Origin of the sequence: Nonomuraea helvata (assembly GCF_039535785.1) — a bacterium.
Taxonomy (GTDB): Bacteria; Actinomycetota; Actinomycetes; order Streptosporangiales; family Streptosporangiaceae; genus Nonomuraea; species Nonomuraea helvata.
Map to the genome: position 1 here is coordinate 170,657 of NZ_BAAAXV010000009.1, position 21,430 is coordinate 192,086.

The following is a 21,430-nucleotide window of genomic DNA, read 5'->3' on the forward strand; positions in this document are numbered from 1 at the left end:
GCACCCTCACCCGACGTTGGAGGGAACATAGATGCTCCACAGACGACACCCCCGGCACGCCCCCACCAAGCTGGACTCCAGGAACGTCCGGCTGGGGGCGAGCGCCTCGATCACGGCCGTGCTGCTGTCGGCGTTCGCGCTGACCAGGACGGAACGCGGCGTCGCGCTGCTCGGCCGAGGGGTCAGCTTCCTCGAGTTCTACGCGGGCGTGTTCGCCCTGGTCCTGCTGACCACGACGGTCGCGCTCGGTCTGCTCACGACCGAACGCGTCTTCCTGTCGCCGGCCAACCGGGTCAGGGCGCAGCTCGCGCACAAGGCCACCGCGCTCATCGGACTGGCCTACCTGGTCACGCACATCGGACTCATGATCAGCCTGGGGCACGTGCCGCTGGGGGCGGCGTTCGTGCCTGTGTCCGGGCTCTACGTGGGGCTCGGCACGCTGGGCCTGGACCTCATGGTCCTGGCCGTGGCCACGGGAATGCTGAGGGGGCGCTTCGCGGTGCGGGGCAGGCCGTGGATGTGGCGGATCATGCACTCCGCCGCGTACATCGCCTGGCCGATCGCGATCATGCACGGGCTCACGGCCGGTCGCCAGCCGGCCGGTTGGGTGGCCTGGTCCTACGTGGCCTGCCTGGCGGCGGTCGGCTCGGCGCTGGTCGTGCGCGTGCTGGCCACGGTGCGCCGGCCTCCGGTCGTACCCGAGAGGATCGAAGGGCCCGCGGTGACCTCGGCCGCCACCGTGGGTGTGCCCGCGGAGCGGCCGCAGAAGGCGGCGGCGCCGGTGGCGGCGGCAGCCCAGGCGGCCCAGGCGGCCGCCAGGCTGAACGCGCCGGTGAGCCTCGCCGACGCCCGGCGCAGATACCGGGAGGCCGGATGACCTCGCCCGAGATACGTCCGGCACGCGCATCAGGGGACCGGACGACCTCGCCCGAGATCTGCCCGGCCCGCGCATCAGGAGGCCGGATGACCCCTGCTACCACGAAGGAGCAACCGTGATTCCGGCCCGAGTGCCACGGGTGTTACGCATGGGACCGGCCCGGCTGACCGCCGGGCTCGACCACACCCGGCGGCTGGACCTTCCCGCACACCGCACCCTCCACGGCGCTCCCGAGCCGCGCGAGCTGGGCGAGCTCATCTCGCACGCCAACGAGGTGGACATGCGCGGCCGCGGCGGGGCGGCGTTCCCGTTCGCGCGCAAGCTGCGGGCCGTCGCGGACTCGGCCGGCTCCGGCGAGAGCGTCGTGCTGGTCAACGGCGCCGAGGGCGAGCCCGCCAGCTCCAAGGACGCCATGCTGCTCACCCGCAACCCGCACCTGGTGCTGGACGGCGCGGTGCTGGCGGCCGAGGCGCTGGGCGCCCGCGAGGTGGTCGTCGCCACGGCCGGGGGCGAGGTGGCCGAGGCGTCCGTCGCCGCGGCCGTGGCCGAACGCAGGGCCGCGAACATCGCGGGCGGCGCGGAGAGCCGCGTCCCGATCCGGGTGGTCGGGATCAAGGAGAGGTTCATCTCCGGGGAGGGCGGTGCGCTCGTCAACGCCGTCAACGGCGAGGAAGGCATTCCGCCCGGCCGCAAGCGGCGGGCCGCGATCAGCGGCGTGGACGGGCTGCCGACCCTGCTGTCCAACACGGAGACGTACGCGCAGTTCGCGCTGCTCGCCGAGCTCGGCCCGGAGAGGTACGCCGAGGTGGGCACGAGCAAGGAGCCCGGCACCATCCTGCTCACCGTCAGCGGCGGGGCGGCCAACGGCGCGGTCATCGAGGCGCCGACCGGCACCTACCTGGGTGACGTGCTCGCGCTGACCGAGGCCGACGTCGGCGACGGGGTGCTCATCGGCGGCTACCACGGCGCGTGGCTGTCGGCGGAGGTGGCGCAGACGGCGGTGCTCTCGCGCGAGGGCATGAAGCAGGCCGGGGCCACCCTGGGCGCCGGCATCATCGTCCCGCTCGGCGAGTCGACGTGCTCGCTGGGCGAGGCCGCCAGGGTCGCCGCCTATCTGGCGGCCGAGTCCGCGGGCCAGTGCGGCCCGTGCCGGCTCGGCCTGCCGGACATCGCCAGGGCCATGTACGCGCTGGTCGAGGGCACCGGCTCGGTGGACGCCGTACGGCGCTGCGTGCGCGGCGTCGAGCGGCGCGGAGCCTGCTTCCACCCGGACGGCACGGCGAAGTTCGTGCTGTCGGCGCTGGACGCGTTCGAGAGCGAGATCGCGCTCCACCTGGAGCACGGCTCGTGCGGACGGCCGGTGCGCGGCGTGCTGCCCATGCCCGAGCGCGAGGCGGACGTCGAGTACCGGCTGGAGGTCGACTGGTCCCGCTGCGCCGGGCACGGCCTGTGCGCGCACCTGCTGCCGGAGTTCGTGGACCTGGACGACTACGGGTTCCCGTCGTTCAGGAACGTCCCGGGATGGATGGCCAAGGAGGCGCGGCGCACCGTCGAGATGTGCCCCGCGCTGGCCCTGCGGCTCGTCCAGACCACCGGGGACGGGCCGAAGCCGGTCGGGTCGCCGCTGCGGCTGGTCAAGGACGGAGTGCTCAAGAAGGCAGGGGCGAGCGTGCCCCGGCTCACGCGGGTGGGCGCCGTACCCAGGAACGCGCTTGGGGGGACGGCCGGGTGAGCCCGAAGTGATGAAGATGTGACCAACCTGGCGGGTCATCCGGACGTCTCACCGATCGGCCGAACACCGATCAGCTGGGAGATGTCCATGGACCGCCGGGACTTTCTGCATGTCGCCGCGCTCGCGCCGCTGGCCGCCGCGGCGTCCCGGACCGGGACGCTCGGGGTCTCCGCGCCGCCGCCCAACTGGGCGCGGCTGCGCACGCAGCTGGCGGGCACGCTCGTGCTGCCCGGCGACGCCGGCTACAACACCGCGCGCCGCCTCTACAACCCCGCTTTCGACCGCATCAGGCCGGGCGGGGTCGCGTACTGCGCGAACGCGGCCGACGTGTCGGCGTGCGTGACGTTCGCGCGCACCAGCGGCGTGCCGGTCACCGCCCGCTCCGGAGGCCACTCCTACGCGGGCTGGTCGACGGGCACGGGGCTGGTGATCGACGTGTCCAGGATGAGCACGGTCACCTACGATGGGCCGCGTTCCAGCGGACCATCGCAGGGGGCAGCGAAGCTCGACCCCCATGCGGGCGGCCGGGCCACGATCGGCGCGGGCGCCAAGCTGATCGACGTCTACGACAAGCTCGCGCGCCACGGCGTGAGCATCCCCGCCGGCTCCTGCCCCACGGTCGGGATCGGCGGGCTCACGCTGGGCGGGGGCATCGGCGTGGTGTCGAGGAAGTACGGGCTCACGTGCGACACCCTCGAGTCCGTACGCGTCGTCACGGCCGACGGCAGGGTGCTGACCTGCGACGCCGCGCGTAACGCCGGACTCTACTGGGCCTGCAGGGGCGGTGGCGGCGGCAACTTCGGCGTGGCGGTGTCCTTCACGTTCAGGACGTTCGAGGCGCGCGATGTCACCGTGTTCTTCCTGCACTGGCCGTGGTCCAAGGCGGGGGCCGTGGTCAAGGCGTGGCAGTCGTGGGGGCCCTCCGCGCCGGACGAGCTGTGGTCGTCGCTGCACCTGGCGCGCTCGGCGAGCGGCCTGGACGCCGCCGTCGTCGGCACCTACGTCGGCGGCCGAGCCGCGCTCGACCGGCTGCTGGCCCCGCTCGTCGCCAAGGCCGGGCGGCCGTCGTCCCGCTCTGCGCGGACGGTCCCCTACCTGGAGGGGATGAAGGTCATGGGCGGCTGCGCGGCCATGACGATCGACCAGTGCCGCCGGATGCCGCGGGAGGCGTTCTCGGCCAAGTCGCACATGGCGTACGGGAAGCTGCCGGCGGACGGCATCCGCACGCTCGTGAACCGGGTGGAGCGCGGCGGGCGGCACGCCGTGCTGCTGGACGCCATGGGCGGGGCCATCGGCCGCGTCGGCCCCGCGGCCACGGCATTTCCACATCGGGCGGCACTTTTCAGCGTCCAGTATTACGAGGAGGGGACGGATCGGGGGTGGCTGCGCAGCCTACATTCCGACATGTCTAAATATTTCGGGGATCATGCGTATGTCAATTACATCGATCCCGAATTGCAGACTTGGCGGAATGCGTATTACGGCCCCAATGCAGCCCGGCTGGCCGAGGTGAAGTCCACCTACGACCCCGACCGGCTGTTCCGGCTTCCGCAGGGCATTTAGGACTTTCCGCGCACATATACCGGCTCTCCAACCTGCACCATCTCGTACAGGCGTACGGCGGTGGGCACCGGGACGCGCACACAGCCGTGCGAGGAGGGCTTGGTGGGCACCACCGACGAGCCGTGCATCGCGATGCCGCCGTTGAAGTAGAGCGAGTCGAACATCATGCCCAGAGGGCTCTTCTCCCAGCCGGGCACCCGCTTGTAGACCTTGAAGTCCCCGACCGGGGTGATGGCGTAGCCGCAGCGGCCGGCCTCGCAGTAGTGCACGTTGGCGCCGGTCGAGACATGCGAGGTCAGCACCGGACGGCGGCGCCGGTAGACGGTGAGGAGCTGGTCGGTCAGGTTGATCTCGACCCGGTTCGCGGGACCGTCGGGCACCAGGGGGCGCAGTCGTCTGGGCCGCTCGAACTCCTGCCAGATCTTCGGCCCCACCGCGTTCATCGGCCGCATCCGGCGGCTCTTCTGGAAGGCCCAGACCGCGTACCTCGTCTGGACATCGTACTTGCCGTTCATGGCGCCGTAGTAGAAGCCGCGGTCGTGCAGGCGCTGCTGGAGCAGCTTGACCATGTCGCCCTGGGCGCCCGGCCGCAGAATGGTGACGGTCCCCTCCTTCTCTTCCTCGGCCGCCGGTTGTTCCGCTTGAACAGGCGGTTGCTCCACCTGGCCGGGCGGGTCATCCGCCAGAGCGGGCAGCACCGCCAGGAGCGGCAGAGCGCATCCTGCGATCAGGGCCGCAAGTACGCAGAACTTTCTCGTCATGCATCGACGGGTACCCAGATCGCCGGGAAATTCATCTCCAGCGCGGGTCCCGCCAAGCAAATTCCAGGAGAATCAGCGAACCCCGCTAAATACGACAATTTAGCTTTTGTCTTGCTTCTGTGGGGCGGAAAACGGGTGGCATGGCGGCGGCCATGGATGAAACCATGCGATGCCATGCGTCACTGGCCGCTCACCGAGCTCTCCATCACGACCCCGCGCCTCGTGCTGCGCTTCCCATCGCTCGCAGACCTCGACGAGCTCGGGGACCGGGCCGCCGAGGGCATCCACGAGGAGGGGTTCATGCCGTTCTTCGTCCCGTGGTCGGAGACCGACCCGGCCGAGCGGGCCAGGAACGCGATCCAGTACCAGTTCCGCACGTGGGGCGCGTTCACCGCGGCCGACTGGTCGGTGGAGTTCGCCGTCGTCTTCGAGGGCCAGGTCGTGGGCGTCCAGGGCATCATGGCCAAGGATTTCCCGGTGACCCGCGAGGTCAAGACCGGATCCTGGCTGGGGCGGCGCTTCCACGGCCGGGGCATCGGCACGGAGATGCGCCGGGCCGTGCTGCACCTCGCCTTCGCCGGGCTGGGTGCCAGGCACGCGGCGACGGAGGCGTTCGAGGACAACCACCCGTCACTGGCGGTGACGCGGAAGCTCGGATACCAGGACGACGGGATCTTCATGCACTCCCGCAAGAGCGAGCCGGTCGCCACCCGCCGCTTCCGCATGCTCCGCGAGGACTGGACGGAGTCACCCGGCTTCGAGATCCACAACCTGGCCCCGTGCCTGCCCCTCTTCGGCTTGGACACCCCCTGACGGCGGGAGTCACGCGTCGCGTAGTCGCAGCAGCAGGCCGCCACCCGCGAGGGCCGCGGCGGCCCAGGCGGCCGCCACGCCGAGGCCGGCCCACGGGCCGATGGGGAGGTTGGCGAGATCCACGGTCGTCTGGACAGCTAGCCCCGCGTTCGTCGGGGAGATCGACCAGAGCAACCGGCTCGCCTCCTCGCCGGAGACCATGAGGACAGCGATCGGGAACACGTAGAGCAGGCCGAGCACCACCCCGGCGGCCGCCGCGGAGTCGCGTACGGCAGTGGCGAGGCCCAGGCTGAGCAGCGCGATCAGCACCAGGTACAGGACCGAGCCGACGGCGGCGCGCAGGGTGGGCCCGTCGGCCAGGGACAGCGGCGGATAGCCGTGCGCGGGGGTGAAGCCGCTGCCCGGCAGCAGGAGCCGACCGGCCAGCACGGATCCGAGCACGGCGACGGTCCCCGCTGCCAGCGCCAGCCCGCCGACCACGACCGCCTTCGCGGCCAGGGCGGTGGTCCGGCGGGGCATGGCGGTAAGGCTGCTGTGGATCATGCCGGTGCTGTACTCGCCGCAGATCGCCAGCACGGCCAGCAGGGCGGCCATCGCCTGACCGAGCTGCACGCCGACGAGGCTGATCCGGGCGGGGTCCTGCCCGCATCCCGCCGCCGCGCAGGGCACGACCGCGGCCGCCACCGCGCCCGCGGCCACGGTCAGCACGACGAGCGCGCCCAGCAGCCACCAGGGCCCCGCCACGGTACGCAGCTTGGTCCACTCGGCATGCACTTCGCGCCTCATACGTCGCTCCTGCGCAGCCGGTGGGCGGCCAGGGCGAGGGCCAGGGCCGCGTAAGCGCACAGGACGGCGAAACCCGCCCACGGCGGCAGCGGGAAGTGGCCCTCAGCCGGCGCATAACGGGCGGTCACATGCGCGTATGTGGGCATGGTCTGCTGGATCGCGAACCCCGCCGCCGGGGTCACCCGCAGCAGCCACCGCGACACCTCGTCCGGCAGGACGGATGCGACCGCGAGCACGTACGGGACGAGGATCGCCACGATGACCGCGATGACGGCCATGGCACTGCGGCGCAGCAGCGCCCCGACGGCCAGGGCGAAGACGGCGGCCACGGCGAGCAGTGCGGCCGTGCCCACGATCACCCGGAGCGAGGTGAACGGCGCCGCCGGGGCGAGCACGTTCCCGTTCCCGGCCAGGATCGACCGGCCGACCGGCACGGTCACGGCCCCGCCGACCAGTCCGGCGGCGAAGACGGCGGCGGCGATCACGGCGGCCTTGGCCGCCAGCACCCGACCGCGCCGCGGGCTGGCGAGCAGGGTGGTGCGGATCAGGCCCCGCCGGTACTCCGCGGTGACGAACATCACCGCCACCGCCGTCATCGCGACGAGCGCGATCAACACCCCGGTCAGCACGCGCTCGACCGGCATGCCCTCCGCGGACGGCGCGATGTCGCCCACCCCCGTGACCTTGAACGTGCCACCCGACTGGACGAGCCCGCCCGGATGGTGCGGGGTGACGCCGTCGGTCTCCATCGTGACGCCGATGTCGTCGCGGCCCCACGCGCCCCCGGCCGCCACGCCTCGCACGGCGACCCGGTCCATGACGGCGGTGACCTCGGCGAAGCGCGAGGCGACGGCGGCCCCGCCCATCACGTTCGGGGTCACGGTCAGGTCGCCGGGAGAGGCGGCGAAGAGCCCGATCTCGGCCTTCCCGGAGAGCCCGGCCGGACGGACGGTGCCCACTGTGGTCCAGTGCGAGCCGTCGGCCGACTCCTCGCCGGTGATCGTGTCGCCGGTACGGGTCAGCCGCAGCCACCGGGGCGACGCCGCCGAGACGCCACCTGGGCGCCCCGCCAGGTCCTCGGTGAAGTTGTGCTGCATGCGCACGCCGTGGCTGCCGGTGACCATCAGGGCCGCGTACGCGGTGCCCTGCCGGACGCTCTGCTTGATCATGACCCCGGCCTTGGCCCACGGCGTGACGCCGGGGACGACGTTCCTGACGCCGGGGGTGACGTCGGGCTTGCGGAGCTGCCCGGTCATGGAGCTCACGCGTACGGTGACGCTGCCGTCGCCGGCCAGCGGCTGGTGCACGAAGTAGAAGCGGTCCTCCACGGCCACGCCGCCGGGACCCATCAGTGGGGCGGGACAAGGCACCTCGATCGGCCCATTGCTGCACGAGGAGCGGCTGCCGGTCGCGAACAGCACTCCCAGGCCCACGATCAGCAGTGTCACGAGCGCCAGCCCGACCATCCAGCCGCGTACCGTGCGGAGCTTGGTCCACTCGGCGCGCAGCAGCTGCGCGAAGCCGTCGCGCCCGGTCCGCTGCCCCGGGCGGTAGGGGGTGACGGCGGTCATCGCGCCGCTCCCCTGAACTCGACCGCGTCCCTGGTGAGATCCAGGTACGCCTCCTCCAGCGTCGCGCGGTGGGCGGCAACCTCCGAGAACGGCACCCCCTGCGCGCCGAGCAGCCGCACGATGTGCTCGGCGGCCAGCCCGGAGACGACGAGGGTGTCCCGCTCGGTGACGGTCACGGTCGCGTCCGCGCCGGCCAGCACCGACATCGCCTCGGCGCGGGCCGTCGTACGCAGCGTGACGCGGTCGCGCGAGGCGGTCGTGATCAGGTCGTCCACGCCGGTGTCCGCGACGACCCGGCCCCTGCCCACGACCACGAGATGGCCCGCGGTGTCCTGCAGCTCGCTCATCAGATGGCTGGAGACCAGCACGGCGCGCCCCTCCGCGGCCAGCGACCGCAGGAAGCCGCGGATCCACACGATGCCCTCGGGGTCGAGGCCGTTGAACGGCTCGTCCAGCATGAGCACCGGCGGGTCACCGAGCAGCGCGGCGGCGATGCCGAGCCGCTGGCGCATCCCCAGCGAGTAACCGCCCGCCCTGCGCCGGGCCGCGGGGGTCATCCCGACCTGCTCGATCACCTCGTCCACCCGCCTGGCCCCGAGCCCCTGGGAGTGCGCCAGCCACAGCAGGTGGTTGCGCCCGGTGCGGCTCGGTTGCAGCGCCGCCGCGTCGAGCAGCGCGCCGACGTGGCTCAGGGGATTGCGCAGGCTCGGGTACGGATGCCCGCCGACCAGCGCCCGGCCCTCGTCGGGTGCGTCCAGGCCGAGCACCACCCGCATGGTGGTGGATTTGCCCGCCCCGTTCGGCCCCACGAACCCGGTGACCCGGCCCGGCAGCACGGTGAACGTCATCCCGTCCAGCGCCTGGGTCTGGCCGAACCGCTTGCGCAGGCCGGCTACTTCGATGGTTGCTTCCACGCCAGGCAGACTAGGCAGCGGCCCCCGTCGCGGTCGTCACGCGGCGGAGCGATCTCCGCCGTCGCTGACGTCAGCTACGTCACGTCCCTCTTGTGAGGGATGCCAGGATCGCGGGCGCCCGGGACAATGACCTGGTGGAACGAGCGCAGGACCGCGCCGCGCGGCTGGTCGGGGTGGCGTACGGCTGGGGGTGCCGGGTCGCCTCGGCGCCGTACGCGCCGATCGTGGCCGGCGTGGTGCTGGCGCTGCTCGCGGTGGCCGAGTCGGTCACACACGCCGGGAGCATGCCCGCCTTCAGCGACACCGTGAGCGCCCCTGTGAATGGCCCAATGGACAGCCCAATGAACGGCTCGGTAGACGGTTCACCCGTGCGGTCCGAGGGCACGCCGCTGGTCCTCGTGGTCTTCTCCCTGCTCGCCCTGGCCACCACGCTGCCGCTCCCCCTGCTGTGGGCCCAGCCGGCCGTGGCGGCGGTGCTGACCTCAGGGGCGTGCCTGCTGTCGATCGGCGCCTTCCACACCCTGACCGTGGCGGGCGCGGTGGCGCAGCTCGCCACCGGCTACCGGTTCGGCCGCCACGGCTCACCGGCGGCGGCCGTGCTGGTCACCATGCCGTACCCGGTGCTGGCGGCGGCGCTCGGGCCGGGCGACCAGGTGCGGCGGCTCACGCTGCTGCTGGCGTTCCTGGCCCCGGCGGCGGCGCTGGCCGGGATCGCCGTACGGACCCGGCGCAAGGCCAGGGCCGACACCGCCGCCCGGCAGGTCATCGCCGACAGCCTGCTCGAGCACGCCGCCCGCGGCGAGCGCGCCCGCATCGCCCGCGAGCTGCACGACGTCGTCGCCCACCACATCTCCATGGTGGCCGTGCAGGCGGAGACCGCCCGGCTGGCCGTTCCCGGTATGCCCGCGGCGGGCGCCGAACGGCTGCTGGCGATCGGCGACACGGCCAGGGCGGCGCTGACCGAGATGCGGCGGCTGCTCGGCGTGCTGCGCGAGGACGCCGAGCAGCACGCCGAGGCTGGGGCCGCCTGGCGGCCCCAGCCCGGCCTGCGCCTGCACGAGCTCAACGAGCTGGTGGACGAGGCCAGGGAGGCGTCGGGTACGAGCACCCGGCTGATCCTGCGTGGCTCGCCCGTGGAGCTCGACCCCGGGGTGGAGCTGGCCGCGTACCGGATCATCCAGGAGGCGCTCACCAACGCGCGGCGGCACGCGCCGGGGGCGGCGGTGGACGTGGAGCTCGACTACACCGGCGACGACCTGCGCCTGCTCGTCCGCGACAACGGCCCGGGGCCGCCGAGCACGGAAGCGGCCGGAAACGACGGGCCGGGCATGCGGACGGCGGAGGCGGCCGGGCACGGGCTGTCCGGCATGCGCGAGCGCGCCGCCGCCGTCGGCGGCGAGCTCCGCACGGGTCCTGCCCATGGCGGCGGCTTCCTCGTCGAGGCTCGCCTGCCGGGAAGGGACAGGACGGACGGATGAGCGGCGAGACCTCCAAGATCAGGATCGTCATCGCCGACGATCATCTGGTCGTGCGGACGGGGTTCGGCGAGCTGCTCGACACCCAGCCCGACTTCGAGGTCGCGGGCACCGCCGCCGACGGGGCCGAGGCGGTGCGGGCCTGTCGCGAGCTCTCCCCCGACGTGGTGCTCATGGACGTGCGCATGCCGGTCATGGACGGCATCGAGGCCACCAGGCGGCTCGCCGGCGGCCCGAAGGTGCTCATCCTGACCACGTTCGACCTCGACGAGTACGTCTACGACGCCCTGCGCGCGGGAGCCAGCGGCTTCCTGCTCAAAGACGTCACGGCCGAGCGCCTGTTCGACGCGGTCCGCGTCATCGCCGCCGGGGAGGCGCTGCTGGCCCCGGCGGTCACCCGCCGCCTCATCAGCGAGTTCGCCCGCCTGGGCCCGAAGCCGGGAACGGCGGCGCTCTCCTCGCTCACCCCGCGCGAGACGCAGGTCCTGCGGCTGGTCGCCGAGGGCCTGTCCAACCCCGAGATCGCGGCCAGGCTGGTGGTCACGGAGGAGACGGTCAAGACGCACGTGAGCCGCGTCCTGGGCAAGCTCGGCCTGCGCGACAGGACCCAGGCCGTCGTCGCCGCGTACGAGTCGGGCCTGGTCGTGCCGCGCGGCCGGGCCTGAACGTCAGAAGTCGAACTTGTCGACGTTCTCCTTGTTGAACACGGTCGGCTTGCCGAGCAGCACCTCGCCCTTGGCCCCGATCGTGTACTCGCCGAGCTTGCCCGCCTTGAACTTCTCCCCCTCGGCCCCGGTGATCTGCCCGGACGCGAGCGCGGCCGCCGCGTACGACGCGAGGTAGCCCAGGTCGGCCGGGTTCCACAGCTCGAACGCCTCGATGGTCCCGTCCTTGACGAACTTCTTGAGCTGGTTGGGGGTGCCGAGCCCGGTGAGCTTGACCTTCCCCTTGTACGGCGAGTCCGACAGGTAGCGGGCGGCCGCGGCGATCCCCACGGTCGTGGGCGAGATGATGCCCGCCAGGTCCGGGTACGAGCGGAGAAGTCCCTGCGTCTCGGTGAACGACTTCTGGTCCTCGTCGTTGCCGTAGGCGACCTTGACCAGCTCCATGTCCTTGTACTCGGGCTTCTTGAGCTCGTCCTTCATGAAGTCGATCCAGGTGTTCTGGTTCGTCGCGTTGGGGGTGGCGGACAGCACCGCGATCTTGCCCTTGTGCCCGATCTGCTCGGCCAGCAGCTGGACCTCCGTGCGGCCGAGGTCCTCGGCACCGGCCTGGTTCACGAACACGTGCCGGCCCGCGGGCGCGGTGTCGGAGTCGTAGCTGACGACCTTGATCCCGGCGGCCCGCGCCCGCGTGAGCGCGGGCACGACGGCGTTCGGGTCGTTGGCGGAGATGACGATGGCGTCCTGCTTCTGCTGGATCAGCGTGTTGATGTAGGACACCTGGGAGGACGCGCTGGCCTCGGACGGGCCGACCTCCTTGGCCTCGCCCCCGAACTCCTTGGCGGCCGCGGCGCCGCCGCCGTCGGCGATGGTGAAGTAGGGGTTGTTGACCTGCTTGGGCAGGAACGCGATCTTCAGTCCCTGCTTGACGGGCGCGTTCGGATCGGCCGCGGCGGACGACGCCGCGGCCGTGGCGGAGGCGGAGGACTGCTGCGCCACGTCGCTCTTGGTGGTGCCGCCGCAGGCGGCCGTCAGCAGGACGAGTCCGGCGAGAAGCGCCGTGGGCCGCCAAGGGGTGCGCGTTGTCATGAAGCGGACTTCCCTTCCACTTGTGGTGATGTGCGCCGCCGCCATACCGCCCCCACGTTGGGCGCCAGCACGGATGCGACGAGCAGCAGGCCCGTCACGAAGTTCAGGACCTCGTTGGCCACGTCGGCGAGGATGAGCGCGTTGCGCACCACGCCGAGCAGCAGCACCGCCATCAGGACCCCGGGCAGCGTGCCGCGCCCGCCGAAGATCGACACCCCTCCGAGCAGTACGGCGGCCACCACAGCCAGCTCGAGCCCGACGCCGTTGTCCGCCCTGGCGCTGGCATAGCGGAACGTGTAGACCAGGGACGCCAGCGACGCCATCACCCCGGAGGCCACGAACAGCCAGAGCTTGATCCGCTTGACCCGGACGCCCGCGAAGAAGGCGGCCTCCACGTTCGAGCCGAGCGCGAAGATCGACCGGCCCGTCCCCGTCGCGTGCAGCACCACGGCCGCCACCCCCGCCAGCACCGCGACCAGCGCGGTCGCGACCGGGACCGGCCCGAACGAGGCCGTCGCCAGGCCCGTGTAGGCGGGCGGCAGGTCGGCCACCGCCTGGTCGCCGAGCATCACGTAAGCCAGGCCGCGGAACAGCGCGAACGTCCCGATCGTGACCGCCAGCGAGGGCAGGCCGAGCCGGGTGACGAGCAGCCCGTTGAACGCGCCGCACGCCGCGCCCACGAGGAGGCAGATGGGCATGATCGCCTCGATCGGGAGCCCGGCGTTCCAGAGCCGGCCGAGCACCGCGCACGACAGGCCCAGGGTGGAGGCCACCGACAGGTCGATCTCGGCCGCGATGATCACGAGGGTCATGGTCAGGGCCATGAGGGCGATCTCGGTGGTGTCGAGCAGCAGGAAGGAGATGTTGGAGCCGTTCGCGAACCCGTCCACGCCCAGCGAGGCCCACACGACCACGCCGACGAGCAGCACGAGGATGAGCCCCTCCCACCGGCGCGCCAGGTCAAGTCGCATCGTGGAACCTCCTGCGGCGCAGCGCGGCGGCCACCCGCAGCGCGAGTATCCGGTCGAGGGCGATGGCGGCGAGCAACAGCGCGCCGTTGATCGCCGTCTGGGCGAGCGCGTCCACCCGCAGCACGGCCAGCGCGCTGGTGATGCCGGACAGCAGCAGCGCCCCCAGGGCCGCCCCGTACACCGTGCCGCTGCCGCCGAAGATGGCCACCCCGCCCACCACGACGGCCGCGACCACGTCGAGCTCCTTCCCGGTGGCCACGGTGGCGTCCACCGTGCCGAAGCGGGCCGCCCACATGACCCCGGCCAGGCCCGCCAGCGCCCCGTTGGCCACGAACGCCGCGACGATCCGGCGCCGCACCCTGATCCCGGCAAGCACCGCCGCCTCGGGGTTGGAGCCGATGGCGTACAGCTCCCTGCCGGAGCGCAGGTTGCCCAGCATCCAGCCGACCACCACCAGCACGACCAGGGCGGTCAGGGCGAGCAGCGGCACCCCGAGCACCGAGCGCGTCCCGAGTGAGAGGAAGCCCTCGGGCATGTCGGCCGCGTTGACCTGGCGTCCGCCGGCCCAGGCGTAGTCGATGCCGCGGAAGGCGTACAGGGTGCCGAGCGTGGCGACCAGCGCGGGCACCTTCGCCGCCCCGACGAGCAGCCCGTTGACCGCCCCGCACAGGGCGCCGAGCAGCACGCACCCGGCGACCACGACCGCGACCGGCACGCCCGGGTGGTCGGCCAGGATCAGCGCGCCCCCGAACGCCGACAGGCCCACCACGGAGCTGACGGACAGGTCGACGTTCCTGGTGACGACCACGAGTGTCTGGCCGACGGCGAGCATGGCGACGATGGCGGAGTTCAGCAGGATGTCGCGGATGCTGGCGTAGGTGAGGAAGGACGGGTTGACGGCGCCTGTGACACCGAAGAGGACGCCGAGCGCGACGACGATGCCCAGCTCGCGCACCCGCGCGACCCGGTCCACGAGCCGCCGCCCGCCGCCCCGCCGCACGGCCTCCGTCCTGGTGGCGGTCGCGGTCATGCGACGCTCCTTCCGGTGGCGGCGGCCATCACGCTCTCCTCGGTCGCGTCCGCGCGGGGGATCTCGGCCACCAGCCGCCCCTCGTGCATGACCAGCACCCGGTCCGCCATCCCCAGCACCTCGGGCAGCTCGGACGAGATCATCAGCACCGCCACCCCGCCCCCGGCCAGCTCCGACAGCAGCCGGTGCACCTCCGCCTTGGTGGCCACGTCGATCCCGCGGGTCGGCTCGTCCACGATGAGCACCGACGGCCGGCGTGCCAGCCACTTGGCCAGCACCACCTTCTGCTGGTTGCCGCCGGACAGCACATTCACGGGATCCGTCAGCCGCCCGAACTTCATCCGCAGCCGCACCGCCCAGTCCCTCGCCCGCTCCCGCTCGGCCGGCCGGGAGATGAGCGGCCCCCGGCGTACGGCGGCCAGCCCGGCGAGCCCGATGTTGCGCTCGATGGACAGGTCCATGACGAGCCCCTGCTGCCGCCGGTCCTCCGGCACCAGCGCCAGCCCGGCCGCCATGGCCGCCGTGGGGCTGGCGGGCCGCAGCCGCTCACCGTCCACCTCCACGCTCCCCGCGTCCCACCGGTCGATGCCGAACACGGCCCTGGCCACCTCGCTGCGTCCCGCCCCGACCAGCCCGGCCAGCGCCACGATCTCGCCCCGCCGCACCTCGAAGGAGACGTCGGTGAAGACTCCCTCGCGGGTGAGCCGGTCCACTTTCAGCGCCACCTCGCCGCGGGACGTCTCCTGCTTGGGGAACAGGGCGTCCAGCTCCCTGCCGACCATGCGGCGTACCAGGTCGTCGGGGGTGATGTCGGCGATCAGGTCGCTCGCGACGTACGTGCCGTCGCGCAGGACGGTGACCCGCCGGCACAGCTCGAAGATCTCCTCCAGCCGGTGCGAGATGAACAGCAGCGCGCATCCCTGCGAGCGCAGCGCCCGCGCGACGCCGAACAGCCGGGCGACCTCCGTGCCCGACAGGGCGGCGGTCGGCTCGTCCATGACGAGCACCCGCGCCTGCCGCGACAGCGCCTTGGCGATCTCCACGAGCTGCTGGTCGGCGATCGACAGGCCGCGGGCCGGCTGGTCGGGGTCGAGGTGCACGCCCAGCCTGCCGAACAGCTCGGCGGTGCTCGCGCGCATGGCCCGCCGGTCGATGCCGAGGCGGCGGCGCGGCTGGCGGCCCATGAAGATGTTCTCCATGACCGACAGGTCCGGGAAGAGGGTCGGTTCCTGGTAGATGACCGCGACCCCGGCCCGCTGCGCGTCCGCGGGCCCGCCGAACTCCACCGGCGCACCGTCCAGCAGGATCCGCCCCGAGTCGGGGCGGTGGACGCCGGAGAGGATCTTCACGAGCGTCGACTTGCCCGCGCCGTTCTCCCCGGCGAGCGCGTGCACCTCGCCGGGGAAGAGCTCCAGAGAGACCTCGCGTACGGCGCGCACCGCACCGAACGCCTTGCTGACCTGCGAGAGGGACAGAACGGGCGTCTCATTCATTTGCCGCGACTCCCCGGCAAAATCGTTTTAAGCAATGTGGCGACGGTAATTCAGCGATGAGAGAGCGTCAATGGCCGCCGAATAAGAGATCGTCACACGCACAAAGTCGTGCGGAAATTGTTACGTTTTAAGAAGTTCTTTCGCGGGCAAAGAACACGCCTCGCGGCGGTACCTGCCCGGCGCCACCTCGTACTCCCGCTTGAAGGCGTTGGCCAAAGCGAACTCCGAGCCGTAGCCGACGCTGGCGGCGATCCTGCTGAGCGGCGCGTCGGACTCGCGCATCAGGCGGGCCGCCGTGGCCAGGCGCCACCAGGTGATGTACGCGAGCGGCGGCCGGCCCACCAGAGCACTGAAGCGGCGGGAGAAGGCCGCCCTCGACAGCCCCGCCCGCGCGCCCAGCTCCTGCACCGTCCACGGATGGGCGGGATCGCGGTGGATGGCGTCCAGCGCGGCGCTGATGCCCGGATCGGCCAGCGCCTGCGCCCACCCGCCGACCGAGCATCGGCCGTGCTCCCCCTCGAACCAGGCCCGCAGGATGTAGAGCAGGAGCAGGTCGAGCAGCGACGACACCACCGTGTCGGCGCCCAGCCGAGGGCGCTGGATCTCCGCACCCAGGGCCTCGACGGCGGAACGCAGCTCGGTGTGCAGGCCGAGCCGGGCAGGCAGGTGGATCAGGTCGGGCAGCTCGCGCAGGATCGGATGGGCCCGTCCTGGGTCGAGCCGGTAGCCCCCGCACAGCAGGACGGCGGACACGGGGCCGTCGATCGACTCGGAGGCGAACAGGCCGAGCCCGTCGTCCAGCGGGTCGCAGTCGAGCTCGACCACCGGCGTGGTCGGCGAGTCGGCCATCGCGTAGCCGTGACCGTGGGGGAAGAAGAGCACGTCGCCCACCGACAGCGCGATCGGGTCGCCCTCCGGCGGGATCAGCCAGCTCGACCCCCGCAGGATCACCTGGAATCCCGCGGAGCCCGGCACGGAGGGGAAGCGCTGCCCCCAGGGGGCGCGCAGCTCGACGCGGGCCGAGCGGGGGCTGCCGGTGCGCATGAGGGCGATCACGTCGCTGAGCACATCCACGGACGAAACCTACAGGAAGACGATCGCGTATGAAACAGGCGAGTCTGACGCATTGGTTGTCTCGCTCTGGGCACCTACGGTGGCCTGCATGAGAAAAGTACTGGTCACGGGCGCGACCGGCACGGTCGGCAGGCTGGTGGCGGCGCAGTTGGGTGACACGGGAGTCGAGGTCAGGCCATTCAGCAGGGCCGGGGGCGACCTGTCGGACCCCGGGTCGCTGCCGCTCGACGGGGTGGAGTCGGCGTTCCTGGTGTGGCCGTTCGCCACGGCGGACGGGGCGCGGGCGGTGATCGACGCCATCGCGCGCCGGGCCCGCCGCGTGGTCTACCTCTCCTCCGCCGCGGTACGCGACCACGAACGCGAGATCGAGCGGCTGATCGAGGAGTCCGGGGTGGAGTGGACGTTCCTGCGTCCGCACGCCTTCGCGGCCAACGCGCTGCGATGGGCCGCGCAGGTGCGGTCAGGGGTGGTACGCGGCTCGTACGGCCGGGCCGCCATGCCGGTGGTGGACGAGCGGGACATCGCGGCGGTCGCCGTACGGGCATTGCTGGACGACGGGCACCACGGCGCCGTCCACGAGCTGACCGGCCCAGAGTCGATCACCCAGGCCGATCAGGTACGCATCATTTCCGAAATCATGAAATTTCCGGTCCGCTGGGAGGAGGTCCCCGCGCATCACACCCGAGAGGAGCTGCTGGCCAGGGGATGGCCCCCACAGGCGGTGGACGGCGTCCTCCGCGCCCAGGCAGACCTGGTCGCCCACCCTGCTCCCCTCACCGCGACGGTCGAGGAGGTCACCAAGACCCCGCCCCGCACGTTCGCCACCTGGGTGGCGGAGCACGCGGCGGAGTTCGGCGCCGTCCCCAAGCCCGAAACCATGTCGGCCGCCCGCATCCACGAATACGGCGGCGAGATCCGCCACGACCGGATCCCGACGCCGCGGCCGGGCCCTGGGGAGGTGCTCATCGAGGTGGCGGCGACCTCGTTCAACCCGTCGGAGGTCGGTCTGCGGGCGGGCCTGCTGCGCGACGTGCTCCACGTGGAGCTGCCGTGGACGCTCGGCTCGGACGTCTCCGGCACGGTCGTCGAGACCGGCCGGGGCGTCACGGACCTGGCACCAGGCGACCGCGTGTTCGGCCTGGTGGGCGGCGTGGCGGCCGCATACGCCGCCGTGCCCGCGAGCGTGCTGGCCAGGGCGCCGCAGAGCGTACCGCTCGCCCACGCCGCCGCCGTGCCGGTGGCCGGGCTCACCGCCTGGCAGGCGGTCCACGAGCACGCCCGCGTCACGCGGGGGCAGCGCGTGCTGATCAACGGGGCGGGCGGCGGGGTCGGTATGTTCGCCGTCCAGCTCGCCAAGCTCGCAGGCGCGACCGTGTTCGCCACGGCGAGCCCGCGCAGCGCGGCCGCGGTCAAGCGGTACGGCGCCGACGAGGTGATCGACTACACGACCACACCGCTCCCCGGCGGCATGGACGTGCTGCTGAACCTGGCCGCGCTCCCCGCGAAGGACGCCGCCGCCCTGGCCGGGCTCGGGCGCACGGTGGTCACCATCGCCACCCCGATCGAGGGCGGCACCCACTTCGTGGCCCGCAACGACCCGGCTCAGCTGGCCGAGCTCGCCGCCCTCATCGACCGGGGCGAGCTCGACGTCGAGATCGCCGAGTCGCTCCCCCTGACCGAGCTGGGGAAGGTGCACCGCCGGGCCGAGGAGGGCGACACGCGCGGCAAGATCATCCTGCTTCCGGCGTGAAGTGGCGGAGCACCTCGGGGTTGGCCATGGCGTCGGGGTTGGCCGCCTGCTCGACGGGCGTGCCCAGCAGGATCTTGCGTACGGGCACCTCCAGCTTCTTGCCGGAGAGTGTGCGGGGGATGCCCGGGACCACGTGGATCTCGTTGGGCACGTGACGCGGTGACAGCTCCTTGCGCAGGGCGTCACAGAGGGCGCGTTCGAGCGGCTCGGTGAGTGTCGCGTCCTCCGCGAGCGTCACATACAGCAGCAGCCGGCCCTCCTGCCCGAGCTGCCCGGTGTCGATCACCAGGCTGTCGGCGATCTCCTCGAACCGCTCGACCACCCGGTAGAACTCGCTGGTGCCCATCCGGACGCCGCCCCGGTTGAGCGTCGAGTCGGAGCGGCCGTAGATCACGCAGCTGCCGTCCTCGTTGACCTTGATCCAGTCGCCGTGCCGCCACACGCCCGGGTAGACGTCGAAGTAGCTCTCGAAGTAGCGCCGGCCGTCGGGGTCGTTCCAGAACTTCACCGGCATCGACGGCATCGGCGCGGTCAGCACGAGCTCGCCCACCTCGCCGACGACCGGCTTGCCCGAGACGTCGTACGAGTCCACCTTGGCGCCCAGCGACCGGCACGGGATGATCCCCGCCCTGATCGGGTGGAGCACGGTCGCCCCGACGAACCCCGTGCACACGTCCGTCCCGCCGGAGAAGGATCCCAGCGGGATCCCCGGCAGCTCGGAGGCCACCCACTCGAACCCCTCGGGCGGCAGCGGCGACCCGGTCGAGCCGATGCCCCGCAGCCGCTCCAGCCCCTCGGGGTGGATCCCCGCCTTCAGCGAGGCCATGATGTACGGCGCCCCGACCCCGAAGTAGGTCACCTCCTCGGAGCCGGCGATCCGCCACAGGGCGGCCGGCGACGGATAGGTGGCCGCGCCGTCGTACAGCACTGGCGTGGCCCCCACCAGCAGGGCGCCGATGAGGTAGTTCCACATCATCCAGCCCGTGGTGGTGTACCAGAAGAACACATCGCCCTCGCCCACGTCCTGGTGGAAGGCGAGCGACTTGAGATGCTCCAGGACGACGCCGCCGTGGCCGTGCACGATCGGCTTGGGCAGCCCCGTGGTGCCGCTGGAGTAGAGGATCCACAGCGGGTGGTCGAACGGCACCCGTTCGAACTCCAGCGGCCCCTCCTCCGCCCGCAGCCCCTCCCAGCCGATCACCTCGCCGTGCGGCACCTCCCGGGTGCGCGCCTCGGAGGGCTCGGCCTGCTGAGGGGCACGGCCCTCGTCGAGCGCGGCCAGGTAGGGGATCCACACGGTCGCGCGCAGCGTGGGCAGCTGGGCGGCGATCTCGTTGACGGCGTCGGAGCGGTCGTACGTCTTGCCGTTGTAGTGGTAGCCGTCGACCGCGATGAGCACCTTGGGCTCGATCTGCTTGAACCTGTCGACGATGCTCGGCACCCCGAAGTCGGGCGAGCCCGCCGACCAGATCGCGCCCAGCGACGCGGTCGCCAGGAAGGCGATCAGGGCCTGCGGGATGTTCGGCAGGTAGGCCGCCACCCGGTCGCCGCGCCGCACGCCGAGCCGGGCCAGCCCCGTACGGACGCAGGCCACCTCCTCGCGCAGCTCCTCCCAGGTCAGCTCCTGGCGGGCGCCGTCCTCGGACACGAACACCACGGCGGTGCCCTCCGTACGGCGCAGCGCGTTCTCGGCGTAGTTGAGCGAGCCGCCCTCGAACCACCTGGCGTCCGGCATCGTCCCTGAGAGGACCGGCCCGTCGCCACGCTCCCCGATCACGTCGAAGTAGTCCCAGACCGATGTCCAGAACTCCTCGGGGCGCTCGACGGACCATCGCCACACGTCCTCATAGGGACCCGGCCGCCCCAGCCACTCCAGGTAGCGGGTCAGCCTGGCCTTCGCGACCACCTCTTCGCTCGGCTCCCAGAGAAGCGCGCCCTCAGCAACCATGTGCCCCATCCTGTCGCCCGTTTGGGGGAAAGTCATACCCGACCTTCCACATAACTTGCTATTTCCGTAGGTGGTCCACCGCCATACGCGCGGCCGTGCCGATCACGGCGTCGGCCCGTGGCTGGTTGAGCGCGGTGCTGAAGGACCGGGTGACCACGGCCACCGCGTAGCGCCGGCCGTCGGGGTACTCGACGACGCCGGACTCGGCGCGCAGCGTGGGCAGCGTGCCGGTCTTGCCGCTGACCGCGACGTCGTCGTACGGGAAGCCGGAGGCCAGGCGGTGCGGCCACACCTGCATGTTGAACACGCCGCGCATCCAGGCGCACGACTCCGCCGAGGCCGCCTCGTCCCGCCAGATCATCCCGAACAGCCGGGCCAGCTCGCGGGGGGTGGACCGGTTCGTCCGCGCGGGGTCGAGCACGCGCAGCCGCGCGATGTCCTCGGGATCCACGAACGGCCACGCGTGCCCGGCGTCGACGCTCATGCTGTCGAGAAGCTCACGGCCGCTCTGCGTCACCCGCGTCCCGTCGAGCCCGAACTCCGCCGGCACGGCGTTGACCGCGTCGAACCCCACCCGGTGCAGCAGCAGGTCGGCCGAGGTGTTGTCGCTCACCGTGATCATCAGGTAGGCCAGGTCGCGCAGCGAGATCGTCACGTCGTCGAGCATCACCGAGATCCCCGTCGGCCCCGGCACCCGGTCGCCGGCCGTCACGGTCACCCGTTCGGAGAGATCCAGCAGCCCCGCGTCGGCCTGCCGGCAGAGCGCCACCAGCAGCGGCACCTTGAACATCGACGCCGTCGGCACCGGCTCGTCCGACCTGTGCCCCACATGCCGCCCCGAGTCGATGTCGGCGGCGTGCAGCCAGCCGGTCACCCCCGCCGCCCGGAACAGCGCGTCAAAGTCCGGGCCGCTCATGCGCC

Annotated in this window: 18 protein-coding genes; 7 read left to right on the top strand and 11 right to left on the bottom strand. The window is 72.2% G+C overall.

Annotated elements, in window-relative coordinates:
* Positions 1 to 31 precede the first annotated feature (31 nt).
* The 3 genes from ABD830_RS33345 to ABD830_RS33355 all read left to right on the top strand — a co-directional run bounded on the left by ABD830_RS33345 (position 32) and on the right by ABD830_RS33355 (position 4,172).
* Positions 32 to 877 carry a hypothetical protein gene (locus ABD830_RS33345; protein ID WP_344996513.1) on the top strand — a complete coding sequence of 282 codons (846 nt, stop codon included), beginning with the start codon at positions 32 to 34 and terminating at the stop codon, positions 875 to 877.
* Positions 878 to 992: 115 nt separating this feature from the next.
* The gene (locus ABD830_RS33350; protein ID WP_344996516.1) at positions 993 to 2,609 is read left to right on the top strand and encodes an NADH-ubiquinone oxidoreductase-F iron-sulfur binding region domain-containing protein; all 1,617 of its coding nucleotides are present in this window, start codon (positions 993 to 995) and stop codon (positions 2,607 to 2,609) included.
* A gap of 87 nt (positions 2,610 to 2,696) precedes the next feature.
* Positions 2,697 to 4,172, top strand: a complete 1,476-nt coding sequence (locus tag ABD830_RS33355) for an FAD-binding oxidoreductase (RefSeq protein ID WP_344996519.1) — start codon at positions 2,697 to 2,699, stop codon at positions 4,170 to 4,172.
* Here ABD830_RS33355 and ABD830_RS33360 read toward each other — a convergent pair.
* Positions 4,169 to 4,933 (bottom strand): L,D-transpeptidase family protein, encoded by a 765-nt coding sequence (locus tag ABD830_RS33360; RefSeq protein ID WP_344996522.1) that lies wholly within the window; start codon positions 4,931 to 4,933, stop codon positions 4,169 to 4,171. The two genes, ABD830_RS33355 and ABD830_RS33360, sit on opposite strands and share 4 nt — an antisense overlap.
* A 174-nt stretch (positions 4,934 to 5,107) precedes the next feature.
* Here ABD830_RS33360 and ABD830_RS33365 point away from each other — a divergent pair, with 174 nt between their 5' ends.
* A complete protein-coding gene (locus ABD830_RS33365; protein ID WP_344996526.1) occupies positions 5,108 to 5,746 on the top strand; it encodes a GNAT family N-acetyltransferase in 639 nt (212 codons plus the stop codon).
* A gap of 9 nt (positions 5,747 to 5,755) precedes the next feature.
* On the opposite strand, the gene ABD830_RS33370 is transcribed toward ABD830_RS33365, so the two are convergent.
* The 3 genes from ABD830_RS33370 to ABD830_RS33380 are packed head-to-tail and all read right to left on the bottom strand — an operon-like array spanning position 5,756 to position 9,017.
* A complete protein-coding gene (locus ABD830_RS33370; protein ID WP_344996529.1) occupies positions 5,756 to 6,532 on the bottom strand; it encodes an ABC transporter permease in 777 nt (258 codons plus the stop codon).
* Positions 6,529 to 8,103, bottom strand: coding sequence for an ABC transporter permease subunit (locus ABD830_RS33375; RefSeq protein WP_344996532.1), 1,575 nt, complete (start codon positions 8,101 to 8,103; stop codon positions 6,529 to 6,531). Before ABD830_RS33375 ends, ABD830_RS33370 begins: the two co-directional genes overlap by 4 nt.
* Positions 8,100 to 9,017, bottom strand: coding sequence for an ATP-binding cassette domain-containing protein (locus ABD830_RS33380; RefSeq protein ID WP_344996535.1), 918 nt, complete (start codon positions 9,015 to 9,017; stop codon positions 8,100 to 8,102). The genes ABD830_RS33375 and ABD830_RS33380 overlap by 4 nt, the downstream gene beginning before the upstream one ends.
* A gap of 134 nt (positions 9,018 to 9,151) precedes the next feature.
* Here ABD830_RS33380 and ABD830_RS33385 point away from each other — a divergent pair, with 134 nt between their 5' ends.
* Both ABD830_RS33385 and ABD830_RS33390 read left to right on the top strand, forming a co-directional pair.
* A complete protein-coding gene (locus ABD830_RS33385) occupies positions 9,152 to 10,495 on the top strand; it encodes a sensor histidine kinase (protein WP_344996538.1) in 1,344 nt (447 codons plus the stop codon).
* Positions 10,492 to 11,157 carry a response regulator gene (locus ABD830_RS33390; protein WP_344996541.1) on the top strand — a complete coding sequence of 222 codons (666 nt, stop codon included), beginning with the start codon at positions 10,492 to 10,494 and terminating at the stop codon, positions 11,155 to 11,157. Before ABD830_RS33385 ends, ABD830_RS33390 begins: the two co-directional genes overlap by 4 nt.
* 3 nt (positions 11,158 to 11,160) lie before the next feature.
* On the opposite strand, the gene rhaS is transcribed toward ABD830_RS33390, so the two are convergent.
* The 5 genes from rhaS to ABD830_RS33415 all read right to left on the bottom strand — a co-directional run bounded on the left by rhaS (position 11,161) and on the right by ABD830_RS33415 (position 16,811).
* The gene (rhaS, locus tag ABD830_RS33395; RefSeq protein ID WP_344996544.1) at positions 11,161 to 12,243 is read right to left on the bottom strand and encodes a rhamnose ABC transporter substrate-binding protein; all 1,083 of its coding nucleotides are present in this window, start codon (positions 12,241 to 12,243) and stop codon (positions 11,161 to 11,163) included.
* Positions 12,240 to 13,214: an ABC transporter permease gene (locus ABD830_RS33400; RefSeq protein ID WP_344996547.1), complete on the bottom strand. Its 975-nt coding sequence runs from the start codon at positions 13,212 to 13,214 to the stop codon at positions 12,240 to 12,242. Before ABD830_RS33400 ends, rhaS begins: the two co-directional genes overlap by 4 nt.
* Positions 13,204 to 14,244, bottom strand: coding sequence for an ABC transporter permease (locus ABD830_RS33405; protein ID WP_344996549.1), 1,041 nt, complete (start codon positions 14,242 to 14,244; stop codon positions 13,204 to 13,206). Before ABD830_RS33405 ends, ABD830_RS33400 begins: the two co-directional genes overlap by 11 nt.
* Positions 14,241 to 15,737 (bottom strand): sugar ABC transporter ATP-binding protein, encoded by a 1,497-nt coding sequence (locus ABD830_RS33410; protein ID WP_344996551.1) that lies wholly within the window; start codon positions 15,735 to 15,737, stop codon positions 14,241 to 14,243. Before ABD830_RS33410 ends, ABD830_RS33405 begins: the two co-directional genes overlap by 4 nt.
* 120 nt (positions 15,738 to 15,857) lie before the next feature.
* Positions 15,858 to 16,811: an AraC family transcriptional regulator gene (locus tag ABD830_RS33415; protein WP_344996554.1), complete on the bottom strand. Its 954-nt coding sequence runs from the start codon at positions 16,809 to 16,811 to the stop codon at positions 15,858 to 15,860.
* 88 nt (positions 16,812 to 16,899) lie between these two features.
* Here ABD830_RS33415 and ABD830_RS33420 point away from each other — a divergent pair, with 88 nt between their 5' ends.
* Complete coding sequence (locus ABD830_RS33420; RefSeq protein WP_344996557.1) at positions 16,900 to 18,561, top strand: zinc-binding dehydrogenase; 1,662 nt, start codon at positions 16,900 to 16,902, stop codon at positions 18,559 to 18,561.
* Here the strand turns inward: ABD830_RS33420 and ABD830_RS33425 are convergent.
* The gene (locus tag ABD830_RS33425) at positions 18,542 to 20,509 is read right to left on the bottom strand and encodes an acetoacetate--CoA ligase (RefSeq protein WP_344996560.1); all 1,968 of its coding nucleotides are present in this window, start codon (positions 20,507 to 20,509) and stop codon (positions 18,542 to 18,544) included. The two genes, ABD830_RS33420 and ABD830_RS33425, sit on opposite strands and share 20 nt — an antisense overlap.
* A gap of 58 nt (positions 20,510 to 20,567) precedes the next feature.
* Positions 20,568 to 21,425, bottom strand: a complete 858-nt coding sequence (locus ABD830_RS33430) for a serine hydrolase (protein WP_344996563.1) — start codon at positions 21,423 to 21,425, stop codon at positions 20,568 to 20,570.
* Positions 21,426 to 21,430: the final 5 nt, after the last annotated feature.

Bases quoted from the DNA above. Each gene is read 5' to 3' on its own strand.
- ABD830_RS33345 (WP_344996513.1), top strand. From the start codon at position 32: ATGCTCCACAGACGACACCCCCGGCACGCCCCCACCAAGCTGGACTCC.
- ABD830_RS33390 (WP_344996541.1), top strand. From the start codon at position 10,492: ATGAGCGGCGAGACCTCCAAGATCAGGATCGTCATCGCCGACGATCAT.
- ABD830_RS33400 (WP_344996547.1), bottom strand. From the start codon at position 13,214: ATGCGACTTGACCTGGCGCGCCGGTGGGAGGGGCTCATCCTCGTGCTG.
- ABD830_RS33405 (WP_344996549.1), bottom strand. From the start codon at position 14,244: ATGACCGCGACCGCCACCAGGACGGAGGCCGTGCGGCGGGGCGGCGGG.
- ABD830_RS33425 (WP_344996560.1), bottom strand. From the start codon at position 20,509: ATGGTTGCTGAGGGCGCGCTTCTCTGGGAGCCGAGCGAAGAGGTGGTC.
- ABD830_RS33410 (WP_344996551.1), bottom strand. From the start codon at position 15,737: ATGAATGAGACGCCCGTTCTGTCCCTCTCGCAGGTCAGCAAGGCGTTC.
- ABD830_RS33360 (WP_344996522.1), bottom strand. From the start codon at position 4,933: ATGACGAGAAAGTTCTGCGTACTTGCGGCCCTGATCGCAGGATGCGCT.
- ABD830_RS33420 (WP_344996557.1), top strand. From the start codon at position 16,900: ATGAGAAAAGTACTGGTCACGGGCGCGACCGGCACGGTCGGCAGGCTG.
- ABD830_RS33370 (WP_344996529.1), bottom strand. From the start codon at position 6,532: ATGAGGCGCGAAGTGCATGCCGAGTGGACCAAGCTGCGTACCGTGGCG.
- ABD830_RS33430 (WP_344996563.1), bottom strand. From the start codon at position 21,425: ATGAGCGGCCCGGACTTTGACGCGCTGTTCCGGGCGGCGGGGGTGACC.
- rhaS (WP_344996544.1), bottom strand. From the start codon at position 12,243: ATGACAACGCGCACCCCTTGGCGGCCCACGGCGCTTCTCGCCGGACTC.
- ABD830_RS33375 (WP_344996532.1), bottom strand. From the start codon at position 8,103: ATGACCGCCGTCACCCCCTACCGCCCGGGGCAGCGGACCGGGCGCGAC.
- ABD830_RS33365 (WP_344996526.1), top strand. From the start codon at position 5,108: ATGCGTCACTGGCCGCTCACCGAGCTCTCCATCACGACCCCGCGCCTC.
- ABD830_RS33355 (WP_344996519.1), top strand. From the start codon at position 2,697: ATGGACCGCCGGGACTTTCTGCATGTCGCCGCGCTCGCGCCGCTGGCC.